We start from the raw sequence: 25,352 nt of genomic DNA, 5'->3' as shown, positions 1-25,352 counted from the left end.
TCAAACCCCCTTTTCCGGTGCCCGACCGGCAGTCTCGACTGTCTCGGCGCCGAATAGCGAGAACATCACGATGGCTAAAACAAATTATGCGTTCGAGAAACGTCAGCGCGACCTGCAGAAAAAAAAGAAAAAAGAAGATAAGCAGAAGCGAAAGACGGAAAACAGCAGCACTCTATCCGAAGCGACCGATGTCGAGCAGCCCGAGGGTAATCCGCCGCAGACCGACGCCGGGCAGAGCACAACCTGAATCCGGGCGGTGTCGAGCAGGCGACACCGGCCCGAAACGGCCACGCGTGCCTGCGCGAACGACAGCGCCTCACGACACGCGTGATCGATGAATGACGGGCGCGCGAGCAGGGATCGAGAGCCGGTATCGTCTTCGTCACAACCCCCGGTTAGACTCGCGCAGCCCAACAAGGACCCTCACGGCATGTCACTCCCCTTTAAAGAGCATCTGCTGCGTCATAGCGTCACCGACGAGCTGCACGCCCGCACCTTCGAGCCCCTGCGTGCGCCCGAACGTGTCTCGCATCTCGCCGCGGTCTCGGGCGAGCGCGGGGGCGGCCGCAACATCGAGCACCTCAAGCGACTGCTCGCCCACTACGGGCTGCCGATCCCGGAGATGGTCGATCAACACTATTGGATCGACCTCGGACCCATGCGTCTGCGCTGGGAGCGCCATACCGAGTTCGTCACCTATACCTTCAGCAAGCACGGCGCTTTCACTCACCCCTTTGCCGATCCGCTGCTCGACGATCTGCCGCAGGACTGGCTGCGCGACCTGCCCGGCGAGGTGATCACCGCCACCTCGCTGGCCATCGAGCCCTGCGATCTGCCCGAACGCACCAACGACGAGCTGGTCGCGCTCTTCGAGGGCAACCCCGTCATCGGCTCGGAAGTGGTCGGGGGTGCCGGGCGTGCTTGGTCCGACCATAAGATCCATGCCGACGGGTACTCGTGGATCCTGCTGCGCGCCTGCGGTCTGTCCGACAATCAGGCCGGCCGACTGGCCAAACGCGTGCTGGAGATCAACGCCTACCGGGCCATGGCACTGCTCGGGTTCCCCCTGGCGCGGGGCGTGTCGGCAGCCCTCAGCGACGCCGATCGTCGCTTGGCGCTGGTGGCTTCACGCCTGTCGAGTCAAGTCTCGTCCGATCAGACGGCCTTCGAGAGCGAGCTGCTGGGCGAGCTGACCCGGCTCGCCGCGGACATCGAGGCGGTTTCGGCCCGAACCACCTATCGCTTCGATGCCTCGCGCGCCTATTACGGGATGATCCAACAGCGGCTCGAGCAGCTTCGCCAAAACAGGATCGAAGGACTGCAGACACTGTCCGAATTCCTCGACGCGCGCTTGGCCCCGGCGGTCGCGACCTGCGAGGCCACCCAACGCCGTCAGCACGACTTGGCGGAGCGCGCGGCCCGCATCACCAGCCTTCTGCGCGCCCGTGTGGATGTCTCGCTGCAGGAGCAGAACCGAAAGTTGCTGCAGTCCATGGATCGCCGCGCCCATCTGCAGGTGCGTCTGCAGGAGACCGTGGAAGGGCTCTCCGTCATCGCGATCGGCTACTACGGCGTCGGCCTCATCGGATACGCGCTCAAAGGTCTGGAAAGCGGCGGAATCCCGATCGATGCGGGCTTGTGGATGGGAATCGCCCTCCCCTTCGTGATCGGATTCGCTTGGTTCGGACTCAGACGGATCAAGCGGCGTCTTGCCGGATCGGAGTGATGCCGACTGCACGACCCGCGCTCGCTCTCATTGCTTAGGCGTCCGTGCGCTTGAACCAACCGCCCTTGGCGGCAACGGGCCTGACCCGCCCCTGTAAGCGCTTGGCGAGGGCTAAGCGGCGCGCGTCGTCCTCGTCTTCGACAAGCGGCTCGAGACTTGCGAGCAGACCGTCCGCAGCAGGCTGGTTGCCGCGCGCTCGGCTCAGCATCGCCAGTGCGCCGTAGAGCACGAAGATGTCCTGCACGTGCAGGCTCGGGCGCTCGTAGAGTCCATCGAGCAGGCGAGCGGCTTCTTCGAGATCGCCGTCCTCGATCAGCATGACGGCCAGGTTGCAGCGCGCAAAGATGTAGTCCGGATGACGCGCAACCGCATCGCGAAGCAGATCTCGCGCCTCCTGATCATGACCCTGAGCGCCGCGGACCGCAGCGAGGTTGCCGAGTGCGACACGATGCCCGGGGGCATGCTCGAGGATCCGCTTCAACAGGATCTCCGCGCCCGCATAATCCCGCGCGTTGAAGCGGTCTATCGACTGTTGGAGAAGCATCTCGAGATCTTTGGGAAGATTGCTCGGCTCGGGATCGCGTCTGATCTCGGTACTGACCAATTTGACCTGCGTCACGCGCTCGCCGTCCCACAGGTCGAGCGGCTCGCCGTGCGGCAGCAGACCCTTGTCGTGGAGCGGGCGAAGGATCCCGAAGCGCGTCTCCTTGGTCCCGATCGGCAGGCATGCGAACCGTCTCAGACGCACGACCGCATCCGGATCGCCCCGCTCGGCGCGATATTGGAGGATGAAGGCGATCAGACCGCGCAGGCCGTCGTCGCCGCCGACGTAGAGTGCATCGAGGAAGTCATTGGATGCCGTCACCTTCCCGAGATGCGAAAAGGCGCCGTTCCCGGCATCACGCATCCGGTTCAGCCAGGTCAGCGGCAACGCCTGCCCGAGACCGAATACCGGCGGATACGCCAAGGCATCGCCCGCGGCGTCGATCACGGCGCGACTCTCGATGGCGGGTTTGAAATTCGGCACGCGCTCGAGCGATGCCTTGCAGAGCGCCCGCGCCCGCTTTGCCTCACCCAGCCGACTCGCCGCGCAGGCGGCCAAATGGCTCAGCATCGCCTGTTGTAGAGGTTCTCCAAGACCGAGCCAGTCACACCGTTCGACACGTGCGAAGGCGTCCAACGCGGCCGCATCCTCGCCCAGCAGCAGCAAGGCATCGAGCTGGGGCACGGCATCCTCGAGTCGGCGGGCCGTCGCGGCGGCCAAGGGCGTCGTCAGGCCCCGAGCGCCGGTCTCGTCACCCTGATAGAGTCGCAAGCGCGCTGCCCATCCCAAGGCGAAGAGGTTGTCCGGATCCTCCTTCCAAAGCGCCAGGAAGGCCGCCAGGGCCTCCTCGATGCGATCGAGATGGAACAGCGACATCGCGTGATTGTTCTTCGCCGGCGTCAGATCGACCCCGTCCAGCCAACGCACGACGCCGGCAAAATCATGCCCGTCCAGATGGAGCTTGCCGATATCGAAGCGCAGCATCTGCTCGGCGGTCGCGGTCGACCCGTCGGGCTGCCGCAGCAGATCCTCGCGTATCGCGGGCGCCACCGGAAACCCGGGCGTCTCGGCACCGAGCGCACGCAGCCGCTCCGCGGTGCGATCCGCCAACATGACATGCCCGAACTGCAGTGCGTACCGAAAGAGCATCTCCTGTGCGGGCAAGCTCTTGGGACGACGCTCCGCCCAATCGAACGCGGCAATGGCCGCAGCGCCGCTTCCCTGGCTACCCTCCAGCGCCTCCACGAGCAGGCGCCGGGGACCGCTTTGATCCGGGTGGGCCTCGATCAAGGCACGCAGCCGACGAGCCGCGCTCGCATCATCCCGGCGCGCCATCAGACGCTCGATCGCCTTGAGCTGGCTCGACAGCGCGGTGGAGGCGCCCGACTTGGGCTTGGCGGACTTTTTGGACATGAGAACCTCGAGCTGGACGCGATTTAAGGCGATTTCCGGGAATGATCATCCCGGCCGTGCGTGTTGCCAATGCTGACCGGGCGACTAAAGTCGCCCCTACATGTTGGTCGATGCTTTCCCGGAAATCACCTAAACCCTCACCATGGCAGAACCGTGCGCAGCGGCGCAACGGCCACGCCGACGAGGAGTGCCAAGAGGCAGGCGACCAGGATCAGACGCAGCGTGCGCTCGAGGTCCGCTGCCCCGAGATCGGCCGGCCAATCCGGATCGCCCATGTAGGCATCCGTGACGAGCGTCCCCCCGTAGCGAATCGGACCGACCAGTCTGACCCGCAGCGCGCCGGCGCAGGCGGCCTCGCTCCAACCGGAGTTCGGGCTGGGGAGCATGGCGTGATAGTCGCGTGCGGCGCGAAAGACCAGCCGCGGATGCAGCTTCAGTAATGCCGCCGCGGCCGCGATCAAAGGAACCGAGAGCCGCGCCGGGAGCCAATGGACGAGATCGTCCGAGCGCGCCGCAGCCCAGCCGAAACGGCCGTAGCGGTCGTTCTTGTAGCCGACCATCGAATCCAGGCTCGACACCGCCTTCACCAGGATCAGACCCGGAAGCCCGAAGAGACAGAGCGCCCACAAGGGCGTCAAGACACCGTCGGTCAGATTCTCCGAGAGGCTTTCGATGGTCGCGCGCACGATGCCGTCGCGCTCCAGTTGCTCGGTATCGCGACCGACCAGCATCCGCAGCCGCGCGCGGGCCTGCGGGAGATCATCGAGCGCCTCGAGCACCCGGCGTCCGTGATCCAGCAGATCGCGGGTGCAGATCAGGCTGTAGGCGATGAAGACATCCCAGGCAAAGGCCACCCAAGGATGCAGCACGCCGAGGCCGGATCGAACGCCCCACCAGGCCGCCAGCGCGCCCCCGAACACCAGCAGCCAATGCAGGACGCCGCCGAGACGCCCTTTCAGCCCGACGGCAAACAAGAGACGCTCCCAGCCGAGGCTCCAGGCCCCGATGATTCGGATGGGATGAAAACGATAGACCGGATCCCCGATCAAGGCATCGAGAACACAGGCCGCAAGGATGAGGGCGAGATGCTCGGTCAGTCCCACTTGTACGCGAACCCCCGAACGACGGCGAGCGCGGCCAAGCGCCCGTCCGGCAATCCTTGATGCGGCGCCAGGTCCGCGCGCAACCTGACAAACCGCTCGGGCTGAACCGCGACGGCCGCCGCAAGCAACGCCGCCTGATTCAGAACCGCCTCGCGCGCAACCTCGGCATGCAGCACCCCGGTGCGCACCAGATCCAGGATCTCGGCCAGGCCATAGGCCGCTGCGGCGCTGTGCGGATCGTGAATGATCGCTTGGAGATTGGCGGCAAAGACGGCCGCGCCCGGAGCGTCCAGCTCGGACTCGGCACAGACCCGCAGCGCCGCCTCGTCGCAACCGAAGCGACCCAGCGCCGCACAGATGGTCCGTCTGAGCTCGGGAACAATACCGTTCTGCAGCAGCAGACAGCGGGTGACCGCGTCATGCGTCGCCCGTCCGAGCAGCTCGCCCAGGATATTGTGACCGCCCGCCCAGTGACGCTCCCACTCGGCCTCGCGCGGCAGCGGGGCGGCGATCGCAAGCTGATCGGTGCCGGTGCCGGTCGCCAGACCCGACGACTGCAGACTCGGCATCCGCAGATCGAGCAAAGCCGTGCACTTCGCCTCCGTGACCATGGTCGCCGCGCGCACCAGACATGCGGGCGTGCAGGGCCGATTGATCAGGACCAGGGTGACGATGGTTCCCGAACCTGAATCGTCGGGCGGTGGATCGCCGGCGGTCGGACGCGCGAATCCGGTCTGCCCCGCCGTTTCCGCTGAACACCCGCGACGTGCGGGACGACTGCCGTCGGCCTCCTCGTGCCAAGCGGCCGTATCACCCGCGCGGACGGCGTTGCCGGTCACCCCGGCGGTGGCCACCACCGTCACCCGAAGATCCTCCGCATCTGCGTGCGCCACGACCGCACACTGCATATTGGCGGCGGTCCCCATGAGGGCCGTCGTCTCGGGCGGAAGCCCGGCGTCCAAGCAGGTCTGTACGTGATAGTCCCGTGCACCGAGGCTCAGGACCCGCTCGTAGCGTGCCAGATGGGCGACACCCTCGCAGCTCTGATGATTCGCGACATGGGTCAACGACTCGGACATCCCGCCGTTCACCCGACAGGTACCGAGCACACGATGCGGACGCGCGAAGGCGACGACGAGATACCGCCCCTGCCGGTGCAGGGCGTAACGGTCGGTCTCTTCGAGCAGCATGCGGACCTCGATCACGGGAACAGGGACGGTCACCGTCGAGCGACGGCGCCGACGGGAGCGCGAGGCTATCGCAGGTGGAGGCCGGACCGCAACGACGACGAGGCGCGGCGGTCCGAAAGGTGTCGGGGCGAGGGTGTAGACTGTGATCGCGTCCAAGCGGTCACGATAGACACCGATGACTGCACGGTCCGGCGCCCTTCACTCGGAGACGCCGCAGGACGGTCGATTACCCCGCTCGCCAACACAAACATCGAGAGCAACGCGCATGGGAAAGCATGAGATGAAGACCTGTCCACGCTGCGGATCCAGCTTCGAATGCAAAGCAAACCGCGTCGAGCGATGCGGCTGTTTGAGCGTCGCACTGACCGCAGAGACGCTTGAGTACCTCGGCGACCGCTATCGGGACTGTCTTTGTGTCGCCTGCTTGGAGCAGGTCAATCGGCTGTGCAGCGACGCCTGCGAACAGGGGGACACACAGCCTTAATATGACTGCAGCAGCTGGTGGGTGGCCTCTACGCTCAATAATCAAGGTGGTCCCGGACTCTCTCATCAACCGATCCGAACCCATCAGAAATGGATATCCACGATAACCGCGGTGATATTGTCTCGCCCGCCCACGTTGCAGGCGGCATCGATCAACTTGCGTGCAACCTCCCCCGGCTCGGCGCCGCATAGGATTCCCGCAATCGCATCCGGCCGCAGCTCTTTGACCAAGCCGTCGCTGCACAGCAAGAAGCGGTCGCCGTCTCTCAGTGACTCGACGCGCAGATCCACGGCCATCTCGGCATCGGCACCGACCGCGCGCACCAGCACATTCGAGAGCGGGTGCTGCTCGGCCTGCTCGGGGGTCAACAGCCCCTTGTCGACCAGATCCTGAACATGCGTGTGGTCCGAGGTCAGTTGCATGAGATCGCCGTCGCGTCCCCGATAGACACGGCTGTCGCCGACCCAGAGGATGGCGCAATGGTCTCCGACGGCGATCAAGGCGACGATGGTGCTGCCGATCAGGTCATCGCCCCGCGCGGCCGCGTCGGCCAACAGACGGCGATTGACCTCCTGCAGGATGTTGCGCACCGATTCGACGGCCGACCCCAAGAGTCCAGGACGCCCCATCCGAACGAGTCCATCCACGAGCATTCGGCTCGCCATGCCGCCGTCGCTGTGCCCGCCCATCCCGTCGGCGACGGCCCATAGACCCAGGTCGGGTCGGTCCAAGTAGGCGTCCTGGTTGACGTCTCGGACCCGACCGGGATGGGTCGCACCGGCCGATGTCCAGTGCATCTGAGCCGGTCGCAGGCTCATCTCGACTCCTCGCCCGGAATTGCCGGATCGGCTTGGTCGAGCTCCCGCCATCCGCGACCCGCCCAACCTCCCGCGAGGAGCGCGCTGAAACCGTCCGTCGGCGGTAACCCTTGACAGACGAGAAAGGACGGAGCCACCAGCTCGGAGCCGCTCGACCACCAGAGGCTGTAGGCACAGAAGACCTGATCGAGCGCCCGCGCCAACAGGGTCGAGCAGGCGGCACCCACCTCCGACGGAGAGGCGGCACCGATCCGCCAGGCGTTGGACCCGATCTGACCGGTCACGACCGCCGCGGCGAGACCGGGCAGGAGATCGATCGGAACCCCCAGATCCAAGGTCAGCGCATCGAATTCCTCGACCGAACGCCCCTCTTCGAGCCCGGCAAGCGTCACCGCCTCGGCGCGCTCGAACCAATCGGGCGTGGCAAGAATCCGCAATGGGTCGACCCCGGTCTCCAGCGGACAGGCGAGCGTCAAGGGAAAATAGCGCCCGACCCGATCCACACTGGGCATCAGCACGCCCGCCCAGCCGGTACGCCCCGCCACGCCGGGGGTCAGGACGAAGCGCCACAAGGGGCTGGTGAGATAGGTCTCGAGCCAGGCATCTCCAAGCTCGGCACGACTTGCCGCCAGACATTCGCGCAGCCACAGATCCCACGGCTGAACGAGCTCGGCGGGAAGGCGGCGGCTCACGAAATCGCCGAGACTCGGCAACTTGCCGTAGAAACCGGGCGCGCCCGAGTCCCGATCGCTCATAGACGCCCCGGACAGCGAAACCCTCTCAGCTCGTCGAGCTTGAAGGGATTGCGCACGCTGATCGCGCGCAGATCGAACTGCGCAGACATCCCGGCCACGGAGAAGGTCAGTCGAAACAGCTCAGGTTGATTGGTGGCGGTGAGTCGTGAACGGTCGAGCACGCGGAACCAGGCCCAAGGACCCTCCTCCGTCAGACTGGGTCCGCCCCCGCTGGTGTCGACGAAGACCAGACGCGCCCTCAATGCGCCGTCCGGCGGCGGCCATTGCAGCTTTTGCGTGCGCAACGGACCGTGCCGGTAATCGACGATCTGTCCTCCGAGATCCAGGGTAAATTGGTTCAAGCGGGCATCCATGCCGCGCGGCTGAAGCTCGAACTCGACCGACGGGGTCTTGCCTCCGCTCATGAAGAAGGCCTCGCGGATGACGGCAGCGCGCTGAAACTGGGCCAACACCTCGTCCGGGATCCCGATGGCCTTATCGACCCAACGCCATGTCGGGCGTGCCGTATCGACGGACGCACTCAGGTGCGCCTTGAAGAAGGCGTCGATCAGCCCGTCCGGGCCGAAGACCCGGCCGAAGTCATGCAAGGTGGTCTCGCGCGCGGTTCCGGCGACGAAGGGATAGCGGTCATGGATCGCCTCGCGGCAGAAGGGCAGTACCTCGGCCGTCCAGATATTGTTCAGTTGAGCGCGCGCGCCACCGGCGGCGATGTTGGCACTGTCCTGTGCAAGGGTTCCGACCAAGCCGCCGATCGGCGCCGGGAGCTGCGCCGCAAGCGCCTTGGCATCGCGGATCTCGGCGCTCTCGCCCGGAACCAGCAGGCCGCGGCCCGTGGTCGCGGCCGCAGCCACGGACGACAAGTGCAGCTGCAACTGCCCCATCGAGACCAAGACCCGTTCGATGGGGGCCTGGCGTTGCTCGTCGGATCGCACCAGGTCATGCAACCAGCCAAAACGACGCGTCACGTAGGCCTCCGGGGACTGCGCGGACGGCGCACCCGGATCGGTGTCGTCGAAGTAGCTCTCGACGCGCTGACGGAATCCCTGCAGGGTCCCTCCGGCCTGATCCGCGGCGGACGCATCGGCCTGCGGGGGTCGGTCCAGCTCGGTCTGGCGGGCGGCCGCGACAAGCAGTCGCTTCAGCGGTGAATATTCCGGATCGGCAAGGATGCGTGCGACCTCAGATGCGTGATGCAGATCGCGCACGGCGACCAGATCGATATCCTCGAGCAAGGCCGTCCACTCAACGACATAGTCGCGTAGATAGCGCTCGCGAACCTCCTCGAGCACGCGCCGCGCGCCTTCTGACCCCGAAGTAAGGGGGGCATCCGGACCCAAGACCCAAGCCTCGTTCGCTGCCGCCTCGATCAGTTGGCTGCTCGCGCTCGTAAAGCCACGGTGATAGCCGTCGTAGGTAAAGAGCGCGGGCACGCCCTGATTGATCGGCCGTCCGCTGCGACGGGCAAACACCAGCTTGGCGAAGTCTCCGCCGGCATCGCTGATGGTGAAATCGGGAAGGTCGTCGCCCGGTCCATCCTGCTTGAGACGGGCGTAGATGCGCTCGGCCGGGGGCGTTCGGTTGAGAATGACCCGCGCGTCGGCGATCAGGGCCCCGTCGAGATCGATCGGCAAGGGTGCGGGTCGGCGCACCAGCAAGGCCGACAGATGATCGCGCAACGCCTCCTGCTGCTCGGTGGTGGTCTCGCGCGGCAGACTGCGCTGCCAATCGCGCCCGACCCAATACTGCACGGCCGCGGGATCGTAGTGCTCATCGCTGTCGAGCATGAGGTAGACACGCAAGGCATCGTAGAGATAGTCGGGGTCGCCGCCGGCCTCGCGGACCTGCTCCTCCAGACGCAGGATGACCCTCGGCAGCAGGGCCTTGGCGAGAATGCGGTCATAGGCCCGCTCGGCCTGGGATCCGAGCTTGCCACCTTGGTAGAGGCCAAGACCCATACTGATGGGAACAGACTCGCCGCGGTCGGCGTACCCGCCGGGAATCGCGCGGGCCGCATCCAGCAGGGGCAGGATCCCGAGCGGGTTGCGCTCTTCGACCGGGATGGCATCGATCTTGGACTCGATTTCCACCGTGCGCTGAGCGACCTCGTCGATGTAGGCGAGGTTGCGCGAGTAGCTCGTGGTCCAAGCCGCGCCGGCCAGCAACAGGATCGTAAACACCCCCGCATAGGCCCCTCGTCTGAGCCAACGCCGACGACGCTCCAGACGCGGATTGAGCCCGGCAAGCCCCGTCTCCGTGAAGATCAGATCGCGCAGCAAACGCGTCAGAAAGAAACTCTTGCCCGTCCCTTTGAAGGGGAGCGGACCCTGACGGGCAAGACCGAAACTCCCCGCAAACCCGCCCAGCACTCGGTCGATCGGGGTACCGGTCTGCGTGCCGCTGGTGAAATAGACACCCCGCACCAGAGGACGAATCTCGAAACGCGACGGTGTGAAGGCATCCTGCAAAAACTGCTCGAGGGCATCACCGAGGGCATTGAATTGCCTCGGGAAGCTAAACACCAGGGAGCGTTTTCCCGGTTCGCGCTCCTGCTCCATGCGGGTCAGCAGACGTTGGTCGAGACGCTCGACGAGGGCCGTCAGCTCCGCCGCAAAGGTCGAGAGTGCCGCCGGGGTCTTCTCCTCGGGGTCGTAGGGGAAGGTCACGCCCCAGACCTGCTCGCGCCCCTCCTTGTTCAAATCCGCAAAGAACTCCATGAAGCCCGCCACGAGATCCGCCTTCATGAAGAGCACATAGACCGGGATCGCGATGCCGAAGGTCTTGCACAGCTCCTGGATGCGCTGGCGGATCGCCGCCGCATGGGCTGCGCGCTCCGTCTGGCTCTGCTGCATGAGGTCGGCGAGGCTGACGGCTACCAAGACCCCGTTGATCGGGCGTCGCGGCCGGTGCTTCTTCAGCAGGCCGAGGAAACCCTGCCAGGCGGCGCTGTCCACCTGCTCGTAGCTGTCCTGCGTGGTGTAGCGTCCGGCGGTGTCGATCAAGACCGCCTCGTCGGTGAACCACCAGTCGCAATTGCGGGTCCCGCCGATACCCTGGATGGCGTCCTGACCGAGACGCTCCGCGAGCGGGAAGCGCAGCCCCGAATTCATAAGCGCCGTCGTCTTGCCGCAGCCGGGCGGACCGATGATCAGATACCAAGGCAGCTGGTAGACCCAGCGTCCGCCCAGTCGGTGCCGGACCTCGGACCCCTTGAGCGCCGCCAATGCGGCATCGAAGCGCTCGCGCAGGACCTGCAGCTCTTCTTCGCTGGCGATCTTGGCCGGGTCCGGCGCCGCCGCCGGGCCCGACGCGAGCTGCTCCATCAAGCGGCGATTACGCAACCGCGCACGCACGACGGAGCCGATCCGCACCAGACCCCAGACCCCGAACAGGGCCCCGACGGCGATGTACCGGCTGTGCGGCGACGCCAAGGGCTCCATGCCTGCAACACCGACCAGCGGGCCGATGAACCAGATCAGCAGCGCCAGCGCGATCGTTCCGAGCAGGGTCAGAAACCAGCGTGAGCCAAGGAATCGAAACAGCACTTTCATGGCCGCACACTGGCCACGTCGGAGGTCGTACGTCCCCCGCCGCGTGGCCCCGTCAAGGTGATCTCGACCCGCCGGTTGCGGGCATCCCGCGGATTCTCGGGGATTCGTGGCTCGGTATCGGCGCGTCCCTCGGCAGTGAAGCGCGACGGGTCGCCGACGACCTCCACGAGCGACGCCATAACGCGCTCTGCACGTTCCTGCGAGAGATGCCAGTTCGAAGGGAAGCGCAGCGTCTTGATCGGAACGCTGTCGGAGTGCCCCGTCACCAGGACCGTACCGGGCAGACGGGCCAATGCCTCGCCGATTCGACGCATCAGTGGCATCAAGCCCGGCGTCAAGCTGCTGCTGCCGGAGGCGAAGAGTCCGTCGCCGCGGATGATGACGGTCTGGCCCGCGGGACGGTCCTCCACCTCCAAACGCCCGGCGGCGATCTCCTCGGCAAGCAGGAGACGCAAGGTCAGGGGTGCGGGCGAGTCCGGCGTCGCAGCTGCCGGCGCCTCGGAGAAGGGAACCCTGGGACGATCCACCACCACCTCCAACCCGCGGTCGAGTTGACTGAGCGAGAGGAAGACGGGGTCCGAATCACGGTTGAGCGAGATGCTGTAGAAGGCGAAGAGCCCGGCGAGAAGCAGGCCGGCCATCGCGGAGAAGACCCAGAGGGGCAGCTGGTGGATCAGCGGATCCCGCCGCACCGTCGCCCCCTGCCAATGCAGCGAAAGCTCGGGGTCCGGGTCGCCGCGTTGCGTGCGAATCGTTTGAAAGAGCTGCTCGCGAACCCGTTCGAGCTGCGCGCGGCCGTCCGGGCGCGCCCGATAGCGCCCCTCGAAGCCCAGCGCCAAGCACAGATACATGAGCTCCAAGAGATTCAGGTTGCCGCTCGGATAGGCGAGCAAGCGCTCCAGCGCGCTGAAGAACTTCTCCCCGCCCCAGGTCTCGTTGTGGAAGCTGATCAAGAGCCCCTGATGGCTCCAGACGCTCTCGGTCCCCCACGGCGTATCCAGGACGGATTCGTCGATCAAGGCACAGAGGACATAGCGTGCCGGCAACACGACCGCATCCACCAACCCCTTGGCACGGGCACAGGTCTCGAACTCGCGCACCTGGCGGACGAGCCCCTCGCGCAGACCGGCCGGATCGGGGTGAGCGACGGTCCCGCGCAGCTCCGCGGCAATCGTCAGGAGACCCGCGGCACAGCTCACGAGCGGATTGACGACCGGCGCCGTCTGCCCGAGCGCGCTCCAAGTCGGGGGAACACCCGAGAAGGGCGGCGGCTGCGGAGCCCCTCGGGCCGGTGCGGCAGCCGAACGCCGCCCTCCGGGGATGGGACGGATCACGGTCGCACCGGCGTCGCCGGGTATGCTGAAAGGATCGTCGTCGGTCACGGTTTACTCGCGGATAGCCCAGAGCTCGAGCTCCAATCCCGGGAACTCCCCGCCGATATGCATCCCGAAGCCGCCTCCCGCGCTCAACTGCTTCCAGAATTCAGCGCTTCGGTCCAGTTCAAAATAGTCGAAGCCGGCGTGATAGGGAATCTCCAAAGGCGGCGTGGGCATGGGCTTGAGTGCGATCCCGGGCAACGCGAGCTTGACCAGCTCCTGGATCCGCTCGACCGGGCCGACCTTGCACTGGGCGGGAAACCGGTTGCGCAAGGTCTGCGAGTCAAGGCTCGCCTGTGCGGCAAGCACGAACCGCGCGGCCGGCAACAACGAGCGGTCGGCCACCAGCGCGACGCGGAATCCGAATTGGCGTTCCTGAATCGGGATGGCGATGGCGCGCTCGACATACTCGCGACCTAAATACTCGCGCAAACGCTCGATCAGCGGCGAGAAGGTCGCGTCCAGGTCATCGTGCCGGTAGGGCGGAAACTCGGGCGGACGCTTGGTCTCGCTCGCGAAGGTCGCCAGCTCTCCGGCCAGTCCGAGCAGGTGGCGGTAGATCGCCTCCGGATGCAGTCCCCGAACCTGCATCAGATGCAGCGCGACCGGCTCCGCGCGATTCATCAGCTGCAGCAGCAGGAAATCGGCCCAATCCGAGACCCCGCCGCGCCCCACTCCGCGCACGCGTCCGGCGCGCGACTCGGCCTGACGGTGCAGGAGACCGCTCAGCTCCTCGATAAAATCGGCGAGACGTCGGCCGACCCGGTAGTCGATGCAGGGCGGGATATAGGCGCGATCGAGCACCACCTCGCGATCCGCGCGACACTCGAGCACCCGCGCCACGCCGCAACAGGCGAATCCGTCGCGGGCCTCGCGCTCGAGCATCAAGCGCAGATCGAGCCGCCCGACCTCGACCGACGTCTCGGTGTCCGAACCCAGGGCGTTGTCGCGCACCTTGAGCTCGCCGAGGCGATAGCGCAGGCCGGTCTCCGGCTGCTCCGCGCCGCCGCTCTCGGCCGCGCCCGGGCGGCGCAAGGGCAAGGCGAGATAAAGGGTCTGGCCCGACGTCGACTCATCGAGCTGCAACGGTTGCGGAAGGGGGTCGCTCGCGGGGGCATCGAACGGCGTGCCATCCGGCAGAACCCCCGCGACCTCGCTCAGCATGAGCTTGCCGATACCCAGCATCTCGGTGTCGATCTCCATCCGGGACAGGCCCCAGGGATAGGGCACCCCGAGGCCCGCCTTGGCCCCGATCAGATGCTCGAGATAGCGATCGTGCTGTTGGAAATGATGCGGCTGAAGGAAGAGACCTTCGGACCAGAGTACCTTGTTGTCCCACACCGGCAGCGACTCCTATCGGGGATAGGCCGAGATGGCCTCTGCGGCAACGACGATCCGGATGGCGTTGTTCGTATCCGGGGTGAGCGCGGTCGCGGCGCGCCAGCGGCTGCGATCGATGTCGCGATAGGCCGCCACCACACCGATGTAGGCCGCCTCGGGCGCCAACGGCCGGGTGATCTCCCGGCGCTCTCCCGGCCTCAGGGTAAGCTCCTCGCGCGCGATCAGATCCGGCCCCAGCACCGCCGACTCGTTGTCGAACAGGCTGTAGAAGTCCGCGGTCATGAAGGTGCCCTGCCCCTTGAGCGCATAGACCCGCACGACGACCGGCAGCGGATTGCCGCCGGGTCCGAGATTCACGTCGGCGGTCGCCTCGATCTCCAGACTCAGCATGGGGGCGGGCTTCTCCGGCTTTGCGGCGCAGCCGGGGAGCAGACCGATACCGATCATCAGGATCCAGACACCGAGCACGGAAACGACGCTGCGCGGCAGTCCGCGCGGGGGCATGTGGGCCATTCTCGTTACCCTCTTTGACGGATGAACCCGACCGGTCGAGACACTCGACCGCAACTTCGGACCGACCGGAGGCGGATCATGCCCCGCCTGCAATGGATCAACCGCCCTGTCGTCCGCGTGCCCGATCCAGGCGCTGGATCTGCTCCCGATACGCCTTGGTAAAGGCGTCGCCGAAGAGTCGCATGAAATCCTCCGCCGCATCCGCGGCCACCTCCTCGTAAGCCTCGGTGAAGAGATCCCAGTAGCGGGACTTGCGCACCATCGGAAGCATCTCTTCGAGCCGCGACCGGGCCGTCAAACGGCGCTCGAGCTCCGCGGGCTCGAAACGTGCGAGGAGCGCGCGCAGCGCGGCCTGAAGTCCGGCCGTCATCGCCATCTCGTGCGCACGGATATCGTCGAAGGCCTCGCGCGCGGCGGGTACGGCCGGCAGGAAACCGGGGCTCGGGCGAAACAGCAGCCGATCCAGCAGATCGTCGGGATCGGCGGAGAACTTAAAGGGGTTGTTTTCCGCCGGCCGAATCGTTGTGACCCCCAGGCGCAGCTCGCTCTTGAATTGTGCACGCCCCATCATCGTCAGGGTTAGACCCGCCGCCAGCGCTCTGAGCAGCGCTCCGGCATTGCGCATCAACTCCTCGGGCTGATCCACACGCGCACCATCGCCGGCCCCGAGCCCTTCGATGAAGGCATCCACGAGCGCTGCCGTGTCCGTGCTTCGCGCTTCTTGCCCGAGCGGCTGTGCGGCGGAGATCGGGCGCGCGTCGGCACGGGGAACCTGCATCGGTGAGGGGCTCGTCGCAGGCGCAACGGGATCTGCACGCGAGAATGGATCCTCCTCGAAGGCGGGCGCCGAGCGCGCTGGACCTTGCGGCACGGAAGACTCCGCCGACGCGTCTAATGGACTCGCTGCCGAGGAGCTGGTCGAAGACGAGTCCGGCGGCGTCGATGGCACGGATTCACCGCTCTGCGGCGCATCCTCGGGAGGAGCGGCCCAGACATCGTTCAGGATGTCGTAGTTGTCCGGTATGGCTTGGATCTCGGGCGGCCGAAAATAGACATTCTCGACCGGCGTTTGGTGAGACACGCCTTTGGGTGGAGCCTCCTTGCGCCCCGCCGCGAGCCGCGAATCCAATGGAGATGCATCGGCGAAGGGATCATCCACCAGGTGTGGTGTCGCTGCGTCGAGGCTGTCGATCCGCGGCTCCGCGCCATCGCCCGCATTCAATAGATCCAGGATGTCGGTGCGGGGACCGGGCTTGGACAGACCAGGCAAAGCACTGTTTGCGAGGTCGCCGAAGGGATCGCGATCACGCGCGGCCGTTTCAGGCATTGACGAGGCAATGCTCACGAGAAGCTCGTAAGCGCCGATGGCGAGGCGGTCGCCGTTGTGCAAGCTCATCGGTTGATGCGTCGGCAACGGCTCGGTGGCCTGATTGAGAAAGGTCCCGTTGCGACTGGTATCCGTGATCCAGACGCCGCTGTCGCGCACCTCGATCAATGCATGCCTGCCGGACACGACGCGCTCCGGATCATCGAGAACCAAGTCATTGTCACGAGCGCGGCCGAGGGTCGCGGCGCCGGAGGTCATTCGAAGCTCCGTCGGCACGCCGGCATGACCGCTGCGATCGATGAGGCGAAGCGTCAACTCCATGCCGCGAGTCCACGCAAAGACAGCGTCCCGACCGCGTTTTCACGAAGATACAACCCTTGAGTCATCGTATCGTTCATCTCGAAAGACCATAACTCGATGAAGGTTGATGGTTGATAGCCGGGAGGACGATCCGACGACGTGCCGTCGAGTATAGTCGAGTCTGTCGATCTGCTCCAAAGGCATCCGAGACACTCTCCGCGCATCGCATCTGGCATCCTTGCACATCGTCGATCACACTCTGGTTATGATCGCACACGGCGGCATCGAAACTCCAAGCGATCATCGCCCGCTCCACTCGAGAACCGCGCGATCAATGCAGACAGCATCGTGACTCAAACAGATCAACAAACCATCCCCGTCGGCGGCATGATCGACGAGTTCCGTGTCACTCGTGTCTTGGGCGCGGGGAACTTCGGCATCGTCTACGAGTGCGAGAACATCCACCTCGACGAGACGGTCGCCATCAAGGAATTCCTGCCGACCGAGCTTGCGCGGCGCGGTGAGGACGGTCAGATCGCGCCGCTGTCGCCGGCTACCGCCGAGGCATTCCTCTGGGCTCGGGACCGGTTTCTCCAAGAGGCACGCACGCTCTGGAATCTCGCACGACCGGTGCCCCATCGCAACATCGTGCGGGTCACCGGCTACCGCGAGGCCAACGGCAGTGCCTATATGTTCATGGAGTTCGAGCGGGGACAACCGCTGTCGGATCTCCTGGAGGCATGCGGAACCCTGACCTTCGAGCAGCTGCGCCCGATCGTCGCGCCGCTGCTCGATGGCCTGGAACGTGTGCACGCGGCGAACGTCCTGCACCGCGATATCAAGCCCGCGAACATCCTGATCCGCCCGGACGGATCCCCGGTTCTGATCGACTTCGGCGCGGCCCGCAATGTCGCCCTGAGCGGGGAAACCTCGGTCTTCACGACCTATACGCCCCGCTATGCGGCCATGGAGCAGCACTATCCGGGCGGAGACCAGGGGCCCTGGACCGACATCTACGGGCTCGGGGCCACCCTGTACCGCGCGGTGACGGGCCGCACGCCCAAGAGCGCCTCGGAGCAGCTGCTCGGCCATACCCAGGAGCCTGCGGCGGAGCTCTGTCGCGGGCGCTATCCGGACGCCTTCCTGCGGGCCATCGATGCCGCCTGCGCGCTCAAGCCCGACGACCGCCCACAGTCCGTGAGCGCGTGGCGAGCGCAACTGCTTTCCGATGTGCCTTCCGCAGACGCTGCGACGGTCGTGATGACCAAGGTATCGGCGACGGATCTCACCCGTTTCTCGGCGTCTGAGACGACGGCGCAGACCTCCGGGGAAACGACCGGATCGGTCCCTGACGAGGCGGGCCCTCCGCCCCCGGATCCGTCGCCGCGCCGGCCTTTGCTGTGGTTCATCCTAACCGCGGTGCTCGCCGCAGTCGTCGGCGCCGGAGCTTGGTATTGGTGGAGCCAACAGGAGATGGATCCCCGAGTCGAGCCCTTCGCTCCGCATGACCGATTCTCGGATCCGCTCCGCATCGGAGGCGCGGGTCCGAGCATGATTGCAATTCCTTCCGGCGAATTTGCGATGGGCTCGCCTGTCGAAGAGGATGGCCGCAACAGCGATGAAGCGCGCCACGCCGCAGTGGTCAGCGAGCCCTTCGCCATGAGCCGGACCGAGATCACCGTCGGCCAGTTCTCGGAATTCACGCGGGCCGTCGACTATCGCACCGAGGCCGATCGCGAGAGTGCCTGCCTGCGCACCGACGATGAAGGAATCGAGCTCGTCGCCGACCTGAGTCTGTCCTGGGAGAAGCCCGGCTATCCGGTCACGCGGGAACATCCGGTCGTCTGCGTGACATGGAACGACGCCCGAGCCTATGCCGACTGGCTCGGCGAGCAAACCGGCCGCGAGTACCGTTTACCGACCGAGCTGGAATGGGAATACGCGGCGAGGGCCACCACGACAACCAGCCGTCATTGGGGCGACAACCTCGAGGCTTCATGCGAGTTTGCGAACACCGCCGATGAGACAGTGCTCGCGGACGCGGACGAGACGCGACGCATCGAAGGTGCAAGATCGGCCTGTCGCGACGGCCATCTCTATGCCGCGCCGGTCGCGACCTTTCATCCAAACCTGTTTGGACTTCACGACATGCTCGGCAATGTCGCGGAATGGACATGTTCGGTCTATGATCCTGTCTATGGCGGAGGCCAAACCGAATGCCTGGATGCGACAAGGCGACGCGGCCCTGCACCCATCGTGATCCGGGGCGGTTCCTGGTTGACCTCGCCCGCCTTGGCGCGATCAGCGGCGCGCGATGGACTACCTTCGAATCTGGGTCTCAATACGATCGGCTTCCGCGTCCTGGCGACCAATCGCCCGTGGAAAGTCCGAACGAGCGTAAACACGCACGGGAGTGCAGACGAATGAGGCGCATCAGGTCGCTTGCAGATGTCTTCTCTCGCGTCTCGGCGGGGACAATCGCCGCCGGGATCACGCTGCTCCTCGGCGGTTGCGCGACCACCGGACCCGGCACCGACCCGTCCGCCATGTACGGGCAAGTCTCCGGGACGACGGACGCCCCTGGCGCGACCGGCTATGTCATCGCCCGGCTGGAAGATCTCACCGTCGTCGATTGTCTGCTGCCAGGGCGACTGCGCAAGATGGGGACAACCATCACCTGGGTCGGTCGCCCTCGCCCCGTCAAGAAGACCATCAGCGACTGCGAGATCCTCGGCGGTCAATACGTTCTCTTCGACCGTGCCGACTTCGACACCGCCTTGGCCGTCTGGAAGTTTGCCGCGGAACAGGGCGATCCCACCGCCCAAACCTATGTCGGCGAGATCTTCGAGCGCGGGCTGGGGCGCGCGCCCGACTACGCGACAGCGGCGCAATGGTATCGCAAGGCCGCTGTCCAGGGCTCGCCGCGGGCCCAGCTCCGGCTCGGCGCACTCTACGAGAAGGGTCTGGGCGTGCAGCGGGATCCCGTCGAGGCTCTGGACTGGTTTCGTCAGGCCGCCGGCCTTCAAAAGGACAAGATCGTCTATCTCTCCCAAGCCGTGGCGGAGGCGAAACGGCGCTCCCCGGGGTCTGCTCCTCGGCTCGCCGCCACACCGCGCACCGCACCGCCGCGATCGGCCCCGCACTCCCCGCCCCCGGTCGCAGCGACGCAACCACCTCCGACCGATCTCGCCCGGCAGCCCCGCATCGAGCCCGTGACGCCGCTGCTGCCGGACGTTGTCCAGCCCGCCCGAGAGGAGCTCAAGCAGATCACAGCGGTCGTGCAGACACGCAATCGGGAGCTGATCCGCGCCGAGAGCGCGCGTGATCGCGCCAAGGAGGACATCGTGCTCCGGAGTCAGGAGACCCGGCTCATGGATCAGGCTAGGCCGGCGATTCGCGCCGATCGCCGCTTGATCGACCAGTACGTCGCGCTCACCCAAGAGGCGGAGACGCAGCGTGTCGCGGCGGAGGGCTTGGAGCGGGTACTCGAGGTCGCCGCACCTGTGCTGGCACAACAGTAACCGAGAGACATCGGTTCGTTATCCAAAAGGGGGACCAACGTCATGTCGACGGGGAACAACGCGCGCTTGGATTCAGAACGACCAGGGCGGAATGACGGATTTGCCGCTTTGACCGGTATCGGCTCGGAGCGGACTTCCGTCTCGCGCTGGCTGCTGGGGGGCCTGCTGCTTCTCGCCGGATCCATCCCGCTCTCGCAGACGACCGCAGCGCCCGCGACGACCATCAGCGCGGACCCGGCCAGCATTCAGGAAGGCGGAGCACCCGGTAACTTCATCATCCAAGTCACGGACCCGGATTTTCCGTGTTTCCTGAACGAATCCGCCGTCGAGGTCTCGGTCACCTTCGGCGGCAGCGCAACACCCGGTGTCGACTATGTTGCAACCGGCGCACCCGGCAACCTCGTCTCGGTGCCGATGACCCTGCAAAACCCGGACTGCCGGTTCGGACAGGCCTCCGGGACGGCCTCGATCAGGATCGATCCGCTCGCCGACGTGCTCGCCGAAGGAGACGAGACGGTCATCCTCGCCAGCTCGACCTGTCGGATCCCGGGTTTTGAAGCGCCGCCGAGCGACTGCGTCGCGTCCGCGACCATGACCATCCTCGACACCACACCGATCGCAAGCATCCAGGCCAGTGACCCGACAGCATCGAAAGAGACGCTCGATCCCGGCGAATTTCTCGTCAGCTTATCGAGTCCTGCCGGTGAAGACGGCGTTACGGTCAGGTACAGCCTTAGCGGCAGCGCCACTGCCGGGGTTGACTTTGAACCGCTCGCCGGCACGCTCGTAATCCCTGCCGGACAGAGCAGCGCAACGATCGGCGTTACCCCGATTCCCGGCGATCCAGGTGATCCCGACACCGATCTGATCGCTACGGTTCAGCCAGGACCGGACTATGCCGTCGGCGCTCCCGCATCCGCGACTGTCGTCATTCGCGGTCGTCCTCCACTGCCGGAAGCCAGCATTTCGGCCGTGTCCAACGCCGCCAAGGAAACCGCAACGCGCGGCGAATACGCCGTTACGTTGTCCAGACCGGCAGGCCAAGAAGGCGTCACGGTCCTCTATAGCCTAAGCGGCAGCGCCACACCCGGGGTCGACTTCCAACCGCTCTCCGGCACGGTTCGGGTCCTTGAAGGTCAGACCACCGCCAGCATCGGTGTCACCCCGATACCCGGCGAGCCGGGCAGTCCCGAAACCGATCTGACGGTAACCCTCCAGGCCGGACAGGGCTATGTCCTCGGCACGCCGGCATCGGCGACGCTCTCCATTACGGGTCGGACGGCATTGCCTCTCGCGTTGGTCGTCGTTTCCGGCGACGATCAGCTCGCCACCTCACTACAGCCGCTGGCGCCATTCGTCGTCCGCGCGACCAACACGCTTGGAGCGGTGTCCGGATTGGCTGTGCTCTGGGAAATCGTACAGGGTGACGGCAGCCTCTCGACAACCCAGTCGATCACGAACGCCTCGGGAGAGGCCAGTGCCGTGCTCACACCCGGCACCGAAACCCAATACGAAGTGCGCGCTACCTTGAGCACGCAGGGCGGAACCGTTTCGACCACATTCAACGCCATCGCCTCGTCGCCACTTGCGAATCTGCCGGGACTGAGCCCCGGCCAACGCTCGGTGGCCGGAGCACTGGACTCCCTCTGTCCCGCACTGAACACGCTCGGTCAGCAGAGTACGTTGACTCCGGGCGAGCGGGATCTGCTCGATCAGTGCACAAAGCTCTTCGCCAGCTCGGGAACAAACCCGGGCGCCGTTGTTCAGGGTGTGGTGGCCTTGACCCCGGAGCAGGCGAGTGCGCCGCGCAAGCTCATCACTCAGATCTCGTCCGTCCAAGTCGACAATCTGACCGAGCGGCTCTCGGCGCTGCGAAGCGGTGCGCGCGGGATCAGTCTGCGCGGACTCACTGTCGGCATCGGCGAGCAGACCATTCAAGGGGGACTGCTGGCGAGCGCGATCAAACAGGGGGTTGAATCCGGAGGGGCCGCCAGTGCCGACGACTCATGGCCTTTCGAGCGTCTGGGCATCTTCATCACTGGCGATGTCCAGTGGGGCTCCAAAGACAAAACGATCAACGAGGACGGCTTCACCTTCGACACCCTTGGCTTGACCGCGGGCGCGGATTATCGCTTCACTGACGGATTGATCCTCGGCGCGGCCTTGGGGTTCGCGAGCACCAAGGTCGACATCGATGCTGCCGGCGGTAGCCTGGACGGCGATAGCTGGAGCCTGTCGCTCTACGGCACCTACTACCCGATCGACAACTTCTATCTGGAGGGCTCGGCCACCTACGGTTGGGACACCTATGATCAAGACCGCAACATCGCCTACAGCCTCCTCGATGGCTCACGGCAAGCCAAGGCCAACTTCGACGGTAGCCAGTACTCCCTGCTCTTCGGAGCAGGCTACGACCTGATCAGCAACGGCAATATCATCGATCTGTACGGTCGGGTCAGGTATACAAGCGCTGCGCTCGATGACTATCGGGAGCGCGGAGCGAGTGGCCTCGACTTGGTCATTCGCGGGCAGGATGCCGTCTCCTTCGTCAGTATTCTGGGCGCCCAGATCTCGCGCTCGTTCAGCCTGCAGAAGGCCGTGCTCATTCCGCAAGGCTGGATCGAGTGGGAGCACGAGTTCGAGAAAGGTGACGACGAGGTACAAGGGTATTTCGCAAACGACCCGAACCGGTTTGGATTTGCCTTGCCCACGGATGCACTGGATACGGATCTCATCCGTCTCGGCGTCGGACTCGGCGCCCAGTTCGGCAAAGGACGAGTCGCCTTCGTGAGCTTCCAAACCTCGCTCGGCATGGAGGATTACAGCGAGCACAACGTGACGGCGGGCATTCGGATGGAGTTCTGAGCCCCGCCTGCGGGCCCTGCTCCCGTCGCCTATCGAGGCGAGGGGAGCAGAGCCTCTCCCGGTATCCTCGGCCACTGCGCGATCCAGCAGCAGCGGTGGTCGAAGCCCGAGATGTTCTTGAAGGTCGCGTCGGGATTGACCGCACGGAATCGCTCGATGGCCCAGGGAGGAACCTCCCGATCGCGATCACCGGACAGATGGAGCTGCCGGATTCGCGGGTCGAGAGGTACTTGCCGGGCCGGATTCAGCGATCCAGTCAACCGACTATAGCCGTGATGGTCCGTCCAAGCATCGATATCCAGATTGGCTGCGACCGTGATCACCTGATCGACACCCTCCAACCGCTCCGCGATCAGCATGGCAAGCACACCGCCGCCGCTGTAGCCGATCAAGGTGATCGGTGGTCGCTCCGACGGCGGCAAGGTGCGATCGATGGCCGACACCATGCTCTGTACAATCTCCGGGCCGTAACGATCCCGTGTCCACAGCGCGGGGCGGCAACCTTCGGCGTGAGCGAACCCCTGATAACAGGGTCGAGCGACATACAACACGGGCGCCGGGTCTCGCAACATGAGTTTGAGCGCGAGCGGATTCTTCGGCGTCGGGTCACTAGCCATCCGATGACGCGTCTCCCAAGGCCGGCCATCGCCCTCCAGATAGACGTGGATCCCCCTCGGTTCATCGGTGCCCGCCGGCAATGCCGGTCGTCGATAGATCAGATGATTGAACCCTCGCCCCGGCGCCACCTCGCGGGTCAAACCATGCGAAGCCGCAAGCGCGTCGGCAGACTGATCCAAGTCCGTCGCGCACCCCCCCGGGAGAAGACTCAACACCAGGACAGATCCGACCCAAGCACCCCGCATCCCTTGCAGCATCATCCGCTGTTCATCAGGGCGCCAATGGGTTCTCGAAGTCGAATCCGAACAACGCCGGGTTCTCGCCGATCACCGCCGCGGCGACGATGTAGAAGACATAATCGTAGGTCTCTTTCGGGATCTTGTGCTGGCGCAGCAGTTGCCAGAAGTTGCGCTCGCGGGGATTCGCCGGCATCTGCCGCACCCGCTTGATGATGTTGCCCTCTCCCCAGTTGTAGGAGGCCATGACCAACAGGCCCGAGGCTTGGGCGTCGGTCCGATAGATGTCCTTCAGATACTTGGCGGCAGCCAGGGTCGACTTGGGGAAATCGTGCCGCTGATCTGCGGGGTCATACTCGCCGAGGTGTTGCAGCGGCCCGGGCTGCAGACCGTATCGCTTGCCCGTTTCGGGGATGAACTGCCACATCCCCTTGGCGCGGCCGTAGCGGGTCGGTGGACCGACGATCTGAGGCTGAAAATTGCTCTCCTGCAGCGCAAGATAGATGAACTGCGGCGGCAGACCGTGCTCGGTCAGGGCACGCTGGATGGTCGGGGCGTACCCGTTTTCGTTGAGGCGGCGAATCGCCCGGACAAGCCGCGGCGAGGATTGCCACTTGCGGATGTAGGACTTGACCTCCGCGGTAAAATCGTCGGGCACATCCACCTCGGTCTCGCCGAAGACGCGGGCGATATGCAGAATGATCTTGTCCTCGGAGTTCAGCGGCACCGGCCTGGCCGCCTGGACCTTCTCGACGAAGGCGTCGTAGCGCTCGCGCATCGCTGAAAGGCGACGTTTCGACTCCTCAACCTGCGCCTTCAGCTCGGCGGATGCCTCGTCGCCGATGCTGACCTCCAGATTGACGATCTGGAGCTCCAACTCCTTCATGTCGTAAAAGATGTCGTTTGCAAGACTCGCCGTCTGCTCCAGTTGCTGATGCTGAAACAAGGCGAAACCGCCGACCGCGACCAGAAGCAGGACGACCGCCCCGATGAGTCCGACATAGACGGCACGCTGCCGGCGCCGCAGATCCCGGAACGCCTTGCGCACCATCAGGGTGTGCTCGCCGGCCCCGCCCGGTGGGTCATCCTGGAAGTAGTGCTTGGAAATCTGCTCCAACGACCCGGACGCCCGCTCGACCGGCTGCGCCTTGGGTAGGATCAACTTGAGACGCGGCCCTCCCGGACCGAGCGCCAAGGTCGTGGTTCCTTCAAGCGGGATCTTGTCGATCGCACGTCCATCGATTAGGGTGCCGTTACTGCTTCCGAGGTCACGGGCCCACCACTGTCCCGCCTCGGGAAAGATCGCCACATGATGACGGCTGACCTCCGAATGCAGGATGCGCAGTCCGCAGTCATCACCCCGCCCGATCAGAACCGCTTGGGTGTAACGGCTGCGACAGGGGATGCCACGCGCATCCGGATACTCGACCTCGATCGGGGGAAGCGATGGTCTCGAGACCCTCCCGCGAGGAACGAAAACGGTTTCGTCGTTGGCCGGCATCTGCAGTGATCGATACCCGAGTTTGAGCTGGTTAAGAAAAAACGAGAACCCGGAGCCGGCTACTCGACATCGAAGCCCGCCCTCCCCAGAGTAGACCCCCGACCAACCCTCTGCAAAGAACACATGAACGGTACCGACCGAACTTCAGTCGAGCCTGGTTGATTGAATCGGCA

General features: G+C 65.4%; 18 protein-coding genes. 6 read left to right on the top strand and 12 right to left on the bottom strand.

Translation table 11 applies throughout. The features are described 5' to 3' along the window. Positions 1–70 precede the first annotated feature (70 nt). Both KFB96_RS01155 and KFB96_RS01150 read left to right on the top strand, forming a co-directional pair. Positions 71–247, top strand: a complete 177-nt coding sequence (locus KFB96_RS01155; RefSeq protein WP_213458575.1) for a hypothetical protein — start codon at positions 71–73, stop codon at positions 245–247. Between the two features lie 183 nt (positions 248–430). After that, positions 431–1,726: a DUF3422 family protein gene (locus KFB96_RS01150; RefSeq protein WP_213458574.1), complete on the top strand. Its 1,296-nt coding sequence runs from the start codon at positions 431–433 to the stop codon at positions 1,724–1,726. A 34-nt stretch (positions 1,727–1,760) separates the two neighbouring features. On the opposite strand, the gene KFB96_RS01145 is transcribed toward KFB96_RS01150, so the two are convergent. From KFB96_RS01145 to KFB96_RS01135, 3 genes are all read right to left on the bottom strand, one after another. Then, positions 1,761–3,683: a hypothetical protein gene (locus KFB96_RS01145; protein WP_213458573.1), complete on the bottom strand. Its 1,923-nt coding sequence runs from the start codon at positions 3,681–3,683 to the stop codon at positions 1,761–1,763. Between the two features lie 137 nt (positions 3,684–3,820). After that, positions 3,821–4,786 carry an adenosylcobinamide-phosphate synthase CbiB gene (gene cbiB, locus KFB96_RS01140; protein WP_213458572.1) on the bottom strand — a complete coding sequence of 322 codons (966 nt, stop codon included), beginning with the start codon at positions 4,784–4,786 and terminating at the stop codon, positions 3,821–3,823. Further along, entirely contained in the window at positions 4,777–6,009 is a 1,233-nt protein-coding gene (locus tag KFB96_RS01135; protein ID WP_300971218.1) for an adenosylcobinamide amidohydrolase, read from the bottom strand. The genes cbiB and KFB96_RS01135 overlap by 10 nt, the downstream gene beginning before the upstream one ends. A 142-nt stretch (positions 6,010–6,151) precedes the next feature. Between KFB96_RS01135 and KFB96_RS27360 the strand changes: the two genes are divergently transcribed. Then, positions 6,152–6,460: a cysteine-rich CWC family protein gene (locus KFB96_RS27360; RefSeq protein ID WP_366931510.1), complete on the top strand. Its 309-nt coding sequence runs from the start codon at positions 6,152–6,154 to the stop codon at positions 6,458–6,460. Positions 6,461–6,543: 83 nt separating this feature from the next. On the opposite strand, the gene KFB96_RS01125 is transcribed toward KFB96_RS27360, so the two are convergent. The 7 genes from KFB96_RS01125 to tagH all read right to left on the bottom strand — a co-directional run bounded on the left by KFB96_RS01125 (position 6,544) and on the right by tagH (position 16,459). Continuing rightward, complete coding sequence (locus KFB96_RS01125; protein WP_213458569.1) at positions 6,544–7,278, bottom strand: protein phosphatase 2C domain-containing protein; 735 nt, start codon at positions 7,276–7,278, stop codon at positions 6,544–6,546. After that, positions 7,275–8,033, bottom strand: coding sequence for a type VI secretion system-associated protein TagF (gene tagF / locus KFB96_RS01120; RefSeq protein WP_213458568.1), 759 nt, complete (start codon positions 8,031–8,033; stop codon positions 7,275–7,277). Before tagF ends, KFB96_RS01125 begins: the two co-directional genes overlap by 4 nt. After that, positions 8,030–11,581, bottom strand: a complete 3,552-nt coding sequence (tssM, locus tag KFB96_RS01115) for a type VI secretion system membrane subunit TssM (protein WP_213458567.1) — start codon at positions 11,579–11,581, stop codon at positions 8,030–8,032. Before tssM ends, tagF begins: the two co-directional genes overlap by 4 nt. Beyond that, on the bottom strand, positions 11,578–12,963 hold the full coding sequence (gene icmH / locus KFB96_RS01110; protein ID WP_213458566.1) for a type IVB secretion system protein IcmH/DotU: 1,386 nt from the start codon (positions 12,961–12,963) through the stop codon (positions 11,578–11,580). Before icmH ends, tssM begins: the two co-directional genes overlap by 4 nt. A gap of 3 nt (positions 12,964–12,966) precedes the next feature. Then, positions 12,967–14,298 carry a type VI secretion system baseplate subunit TssK gene (gene tssK, locus KFB96_RS01105; RefSeq protein ID WP_213458565.1) on the bottom strand — a complete coding sequence of 444 codons (1,332 nt, stop codon included), beginning with the start codon at positions 14,296–14,298 and terminating at the stop codon, positions 12,967–12,969. A 12-nt stretch (positions 14,299–14,310) separates the two neighbouring features. Further along, positions 14,311–14,811, bottom strand: a complete 501-nt coding sequence (tssJ, locus tag KFB96_RS01100) for a type VI secretion system lipoprotein TssJ (RefSeq protein ID WP_300971217.1) — start codon at positions 14,809–14,811, stop codon at positions 14,311–14,313. 97 nt (positions 14,812–14,908) lie between these two features. Continuing rightward, a complete protein-coding gene (tagH, locus tag KFB96_RS01095; RefSeq protein ID WP_213458564.1) occupies positions 14,909–16,459 on the bottom strand; it encodes a type VI secretion system-associated FHA domain protein TagH in 1,551 nt (516 codons plus the stop codon). 327 nt (positions 16,460–16,786) lie between these two features. Between tagH and KFB96_RS01090 the strand changes: the two genes are divergently transcribed. The 3 genes from KFB96_RS01090 (at position 16,787) to KFB96_RS01080 (ending at position 22,824) form a co-directional block, all read left to right on the top strand. Continuing rightward, complete coding sequence (locus KFB96_RS01090) at positions 16,787–18,865, top strand: bifunctional serine/threonine-protein kinase/formylglycine-generating enzyme family protein (RefSeq protein WP_213458563.1); 2,079 nt, start codon at positions 16,787–16,789, stop codon at positions 18,863–18,865. Further along, complete coding sequence (locus tag KFB96_RS01085) at positions 18,862–19,959, top strand: sel1 repeat family protein (RefSeq protein WP_213458562.1); 1,098 nt, start codon at positions 18,862–18,864, stop codon at positions 19,957–19,959. The genes KFB96_RS01090 and KFB96_RS01085 overlap by 4 nt, the downstream gene beginning before the upstream one ends. A 108-nt stretch (positions 19,960–20,067) precedes the next feature. Further along, entirely contained in the window at positions 20,068–22,824 is a 2,757-nt protein-coding gene (locus KFB96_RS01080) for an autotransporter domain-containing protein (RefSeq protein ID WP_213458561.1), read from the top strand. Positions 22,825–22,853: 29 nt separating this feature from the next. Here the strand turns inward: KFB96_RS01080 and KFB96_RS01075 are convergent, their stop codons facing one another. Both KFB96_RS01075 and KFB96_RS01070 read right to left on the bottom strand, forming a co-directional pair. Beyond that, positions 22,854–23,621 carry an alpha/beta hydrolase gene (locus tag KFB96_RS01075; protein ID WP_213501663.1) on the bottom strand — a complete coding sequence of 256 codons (768 nt, stop codon included), beginning with the start codon at positions 23,619–23,621 and terminating at the stop codon, positions 22,854–22,856. 91 nt (positions 23,622–23,712) lie between these two features. Next, positions 23,713–25,179 (bottom strand): transglycosylase SLT domain-containing protein, encoded by a 1,467-nt coding sequence (locus KFB96_RS01070; RefSeq protein ID WP_213458559.1) that lies wholly within the window; start codon positions 25,177–25,179, stop codon positions 23,713–23,715. Between the last annotated feature and the right edge of the window lie 173 nt (positions 25,180–25,352).

Source organism: Thiocapsa sp. (genome assembly GCF_018399035.1).
In the GTDB taxonomy this organism is placed as follows: domain Bacteria; phylum Pseudomonadota; class Gammaproteobacteria; order Chromatiales; family Chromatiaceae; genus Thiocapsa.
Note: the sequence above shows the minus strand (reverse complement) of the source record. Positions and strands in the feature narration are given on the sequence as shown.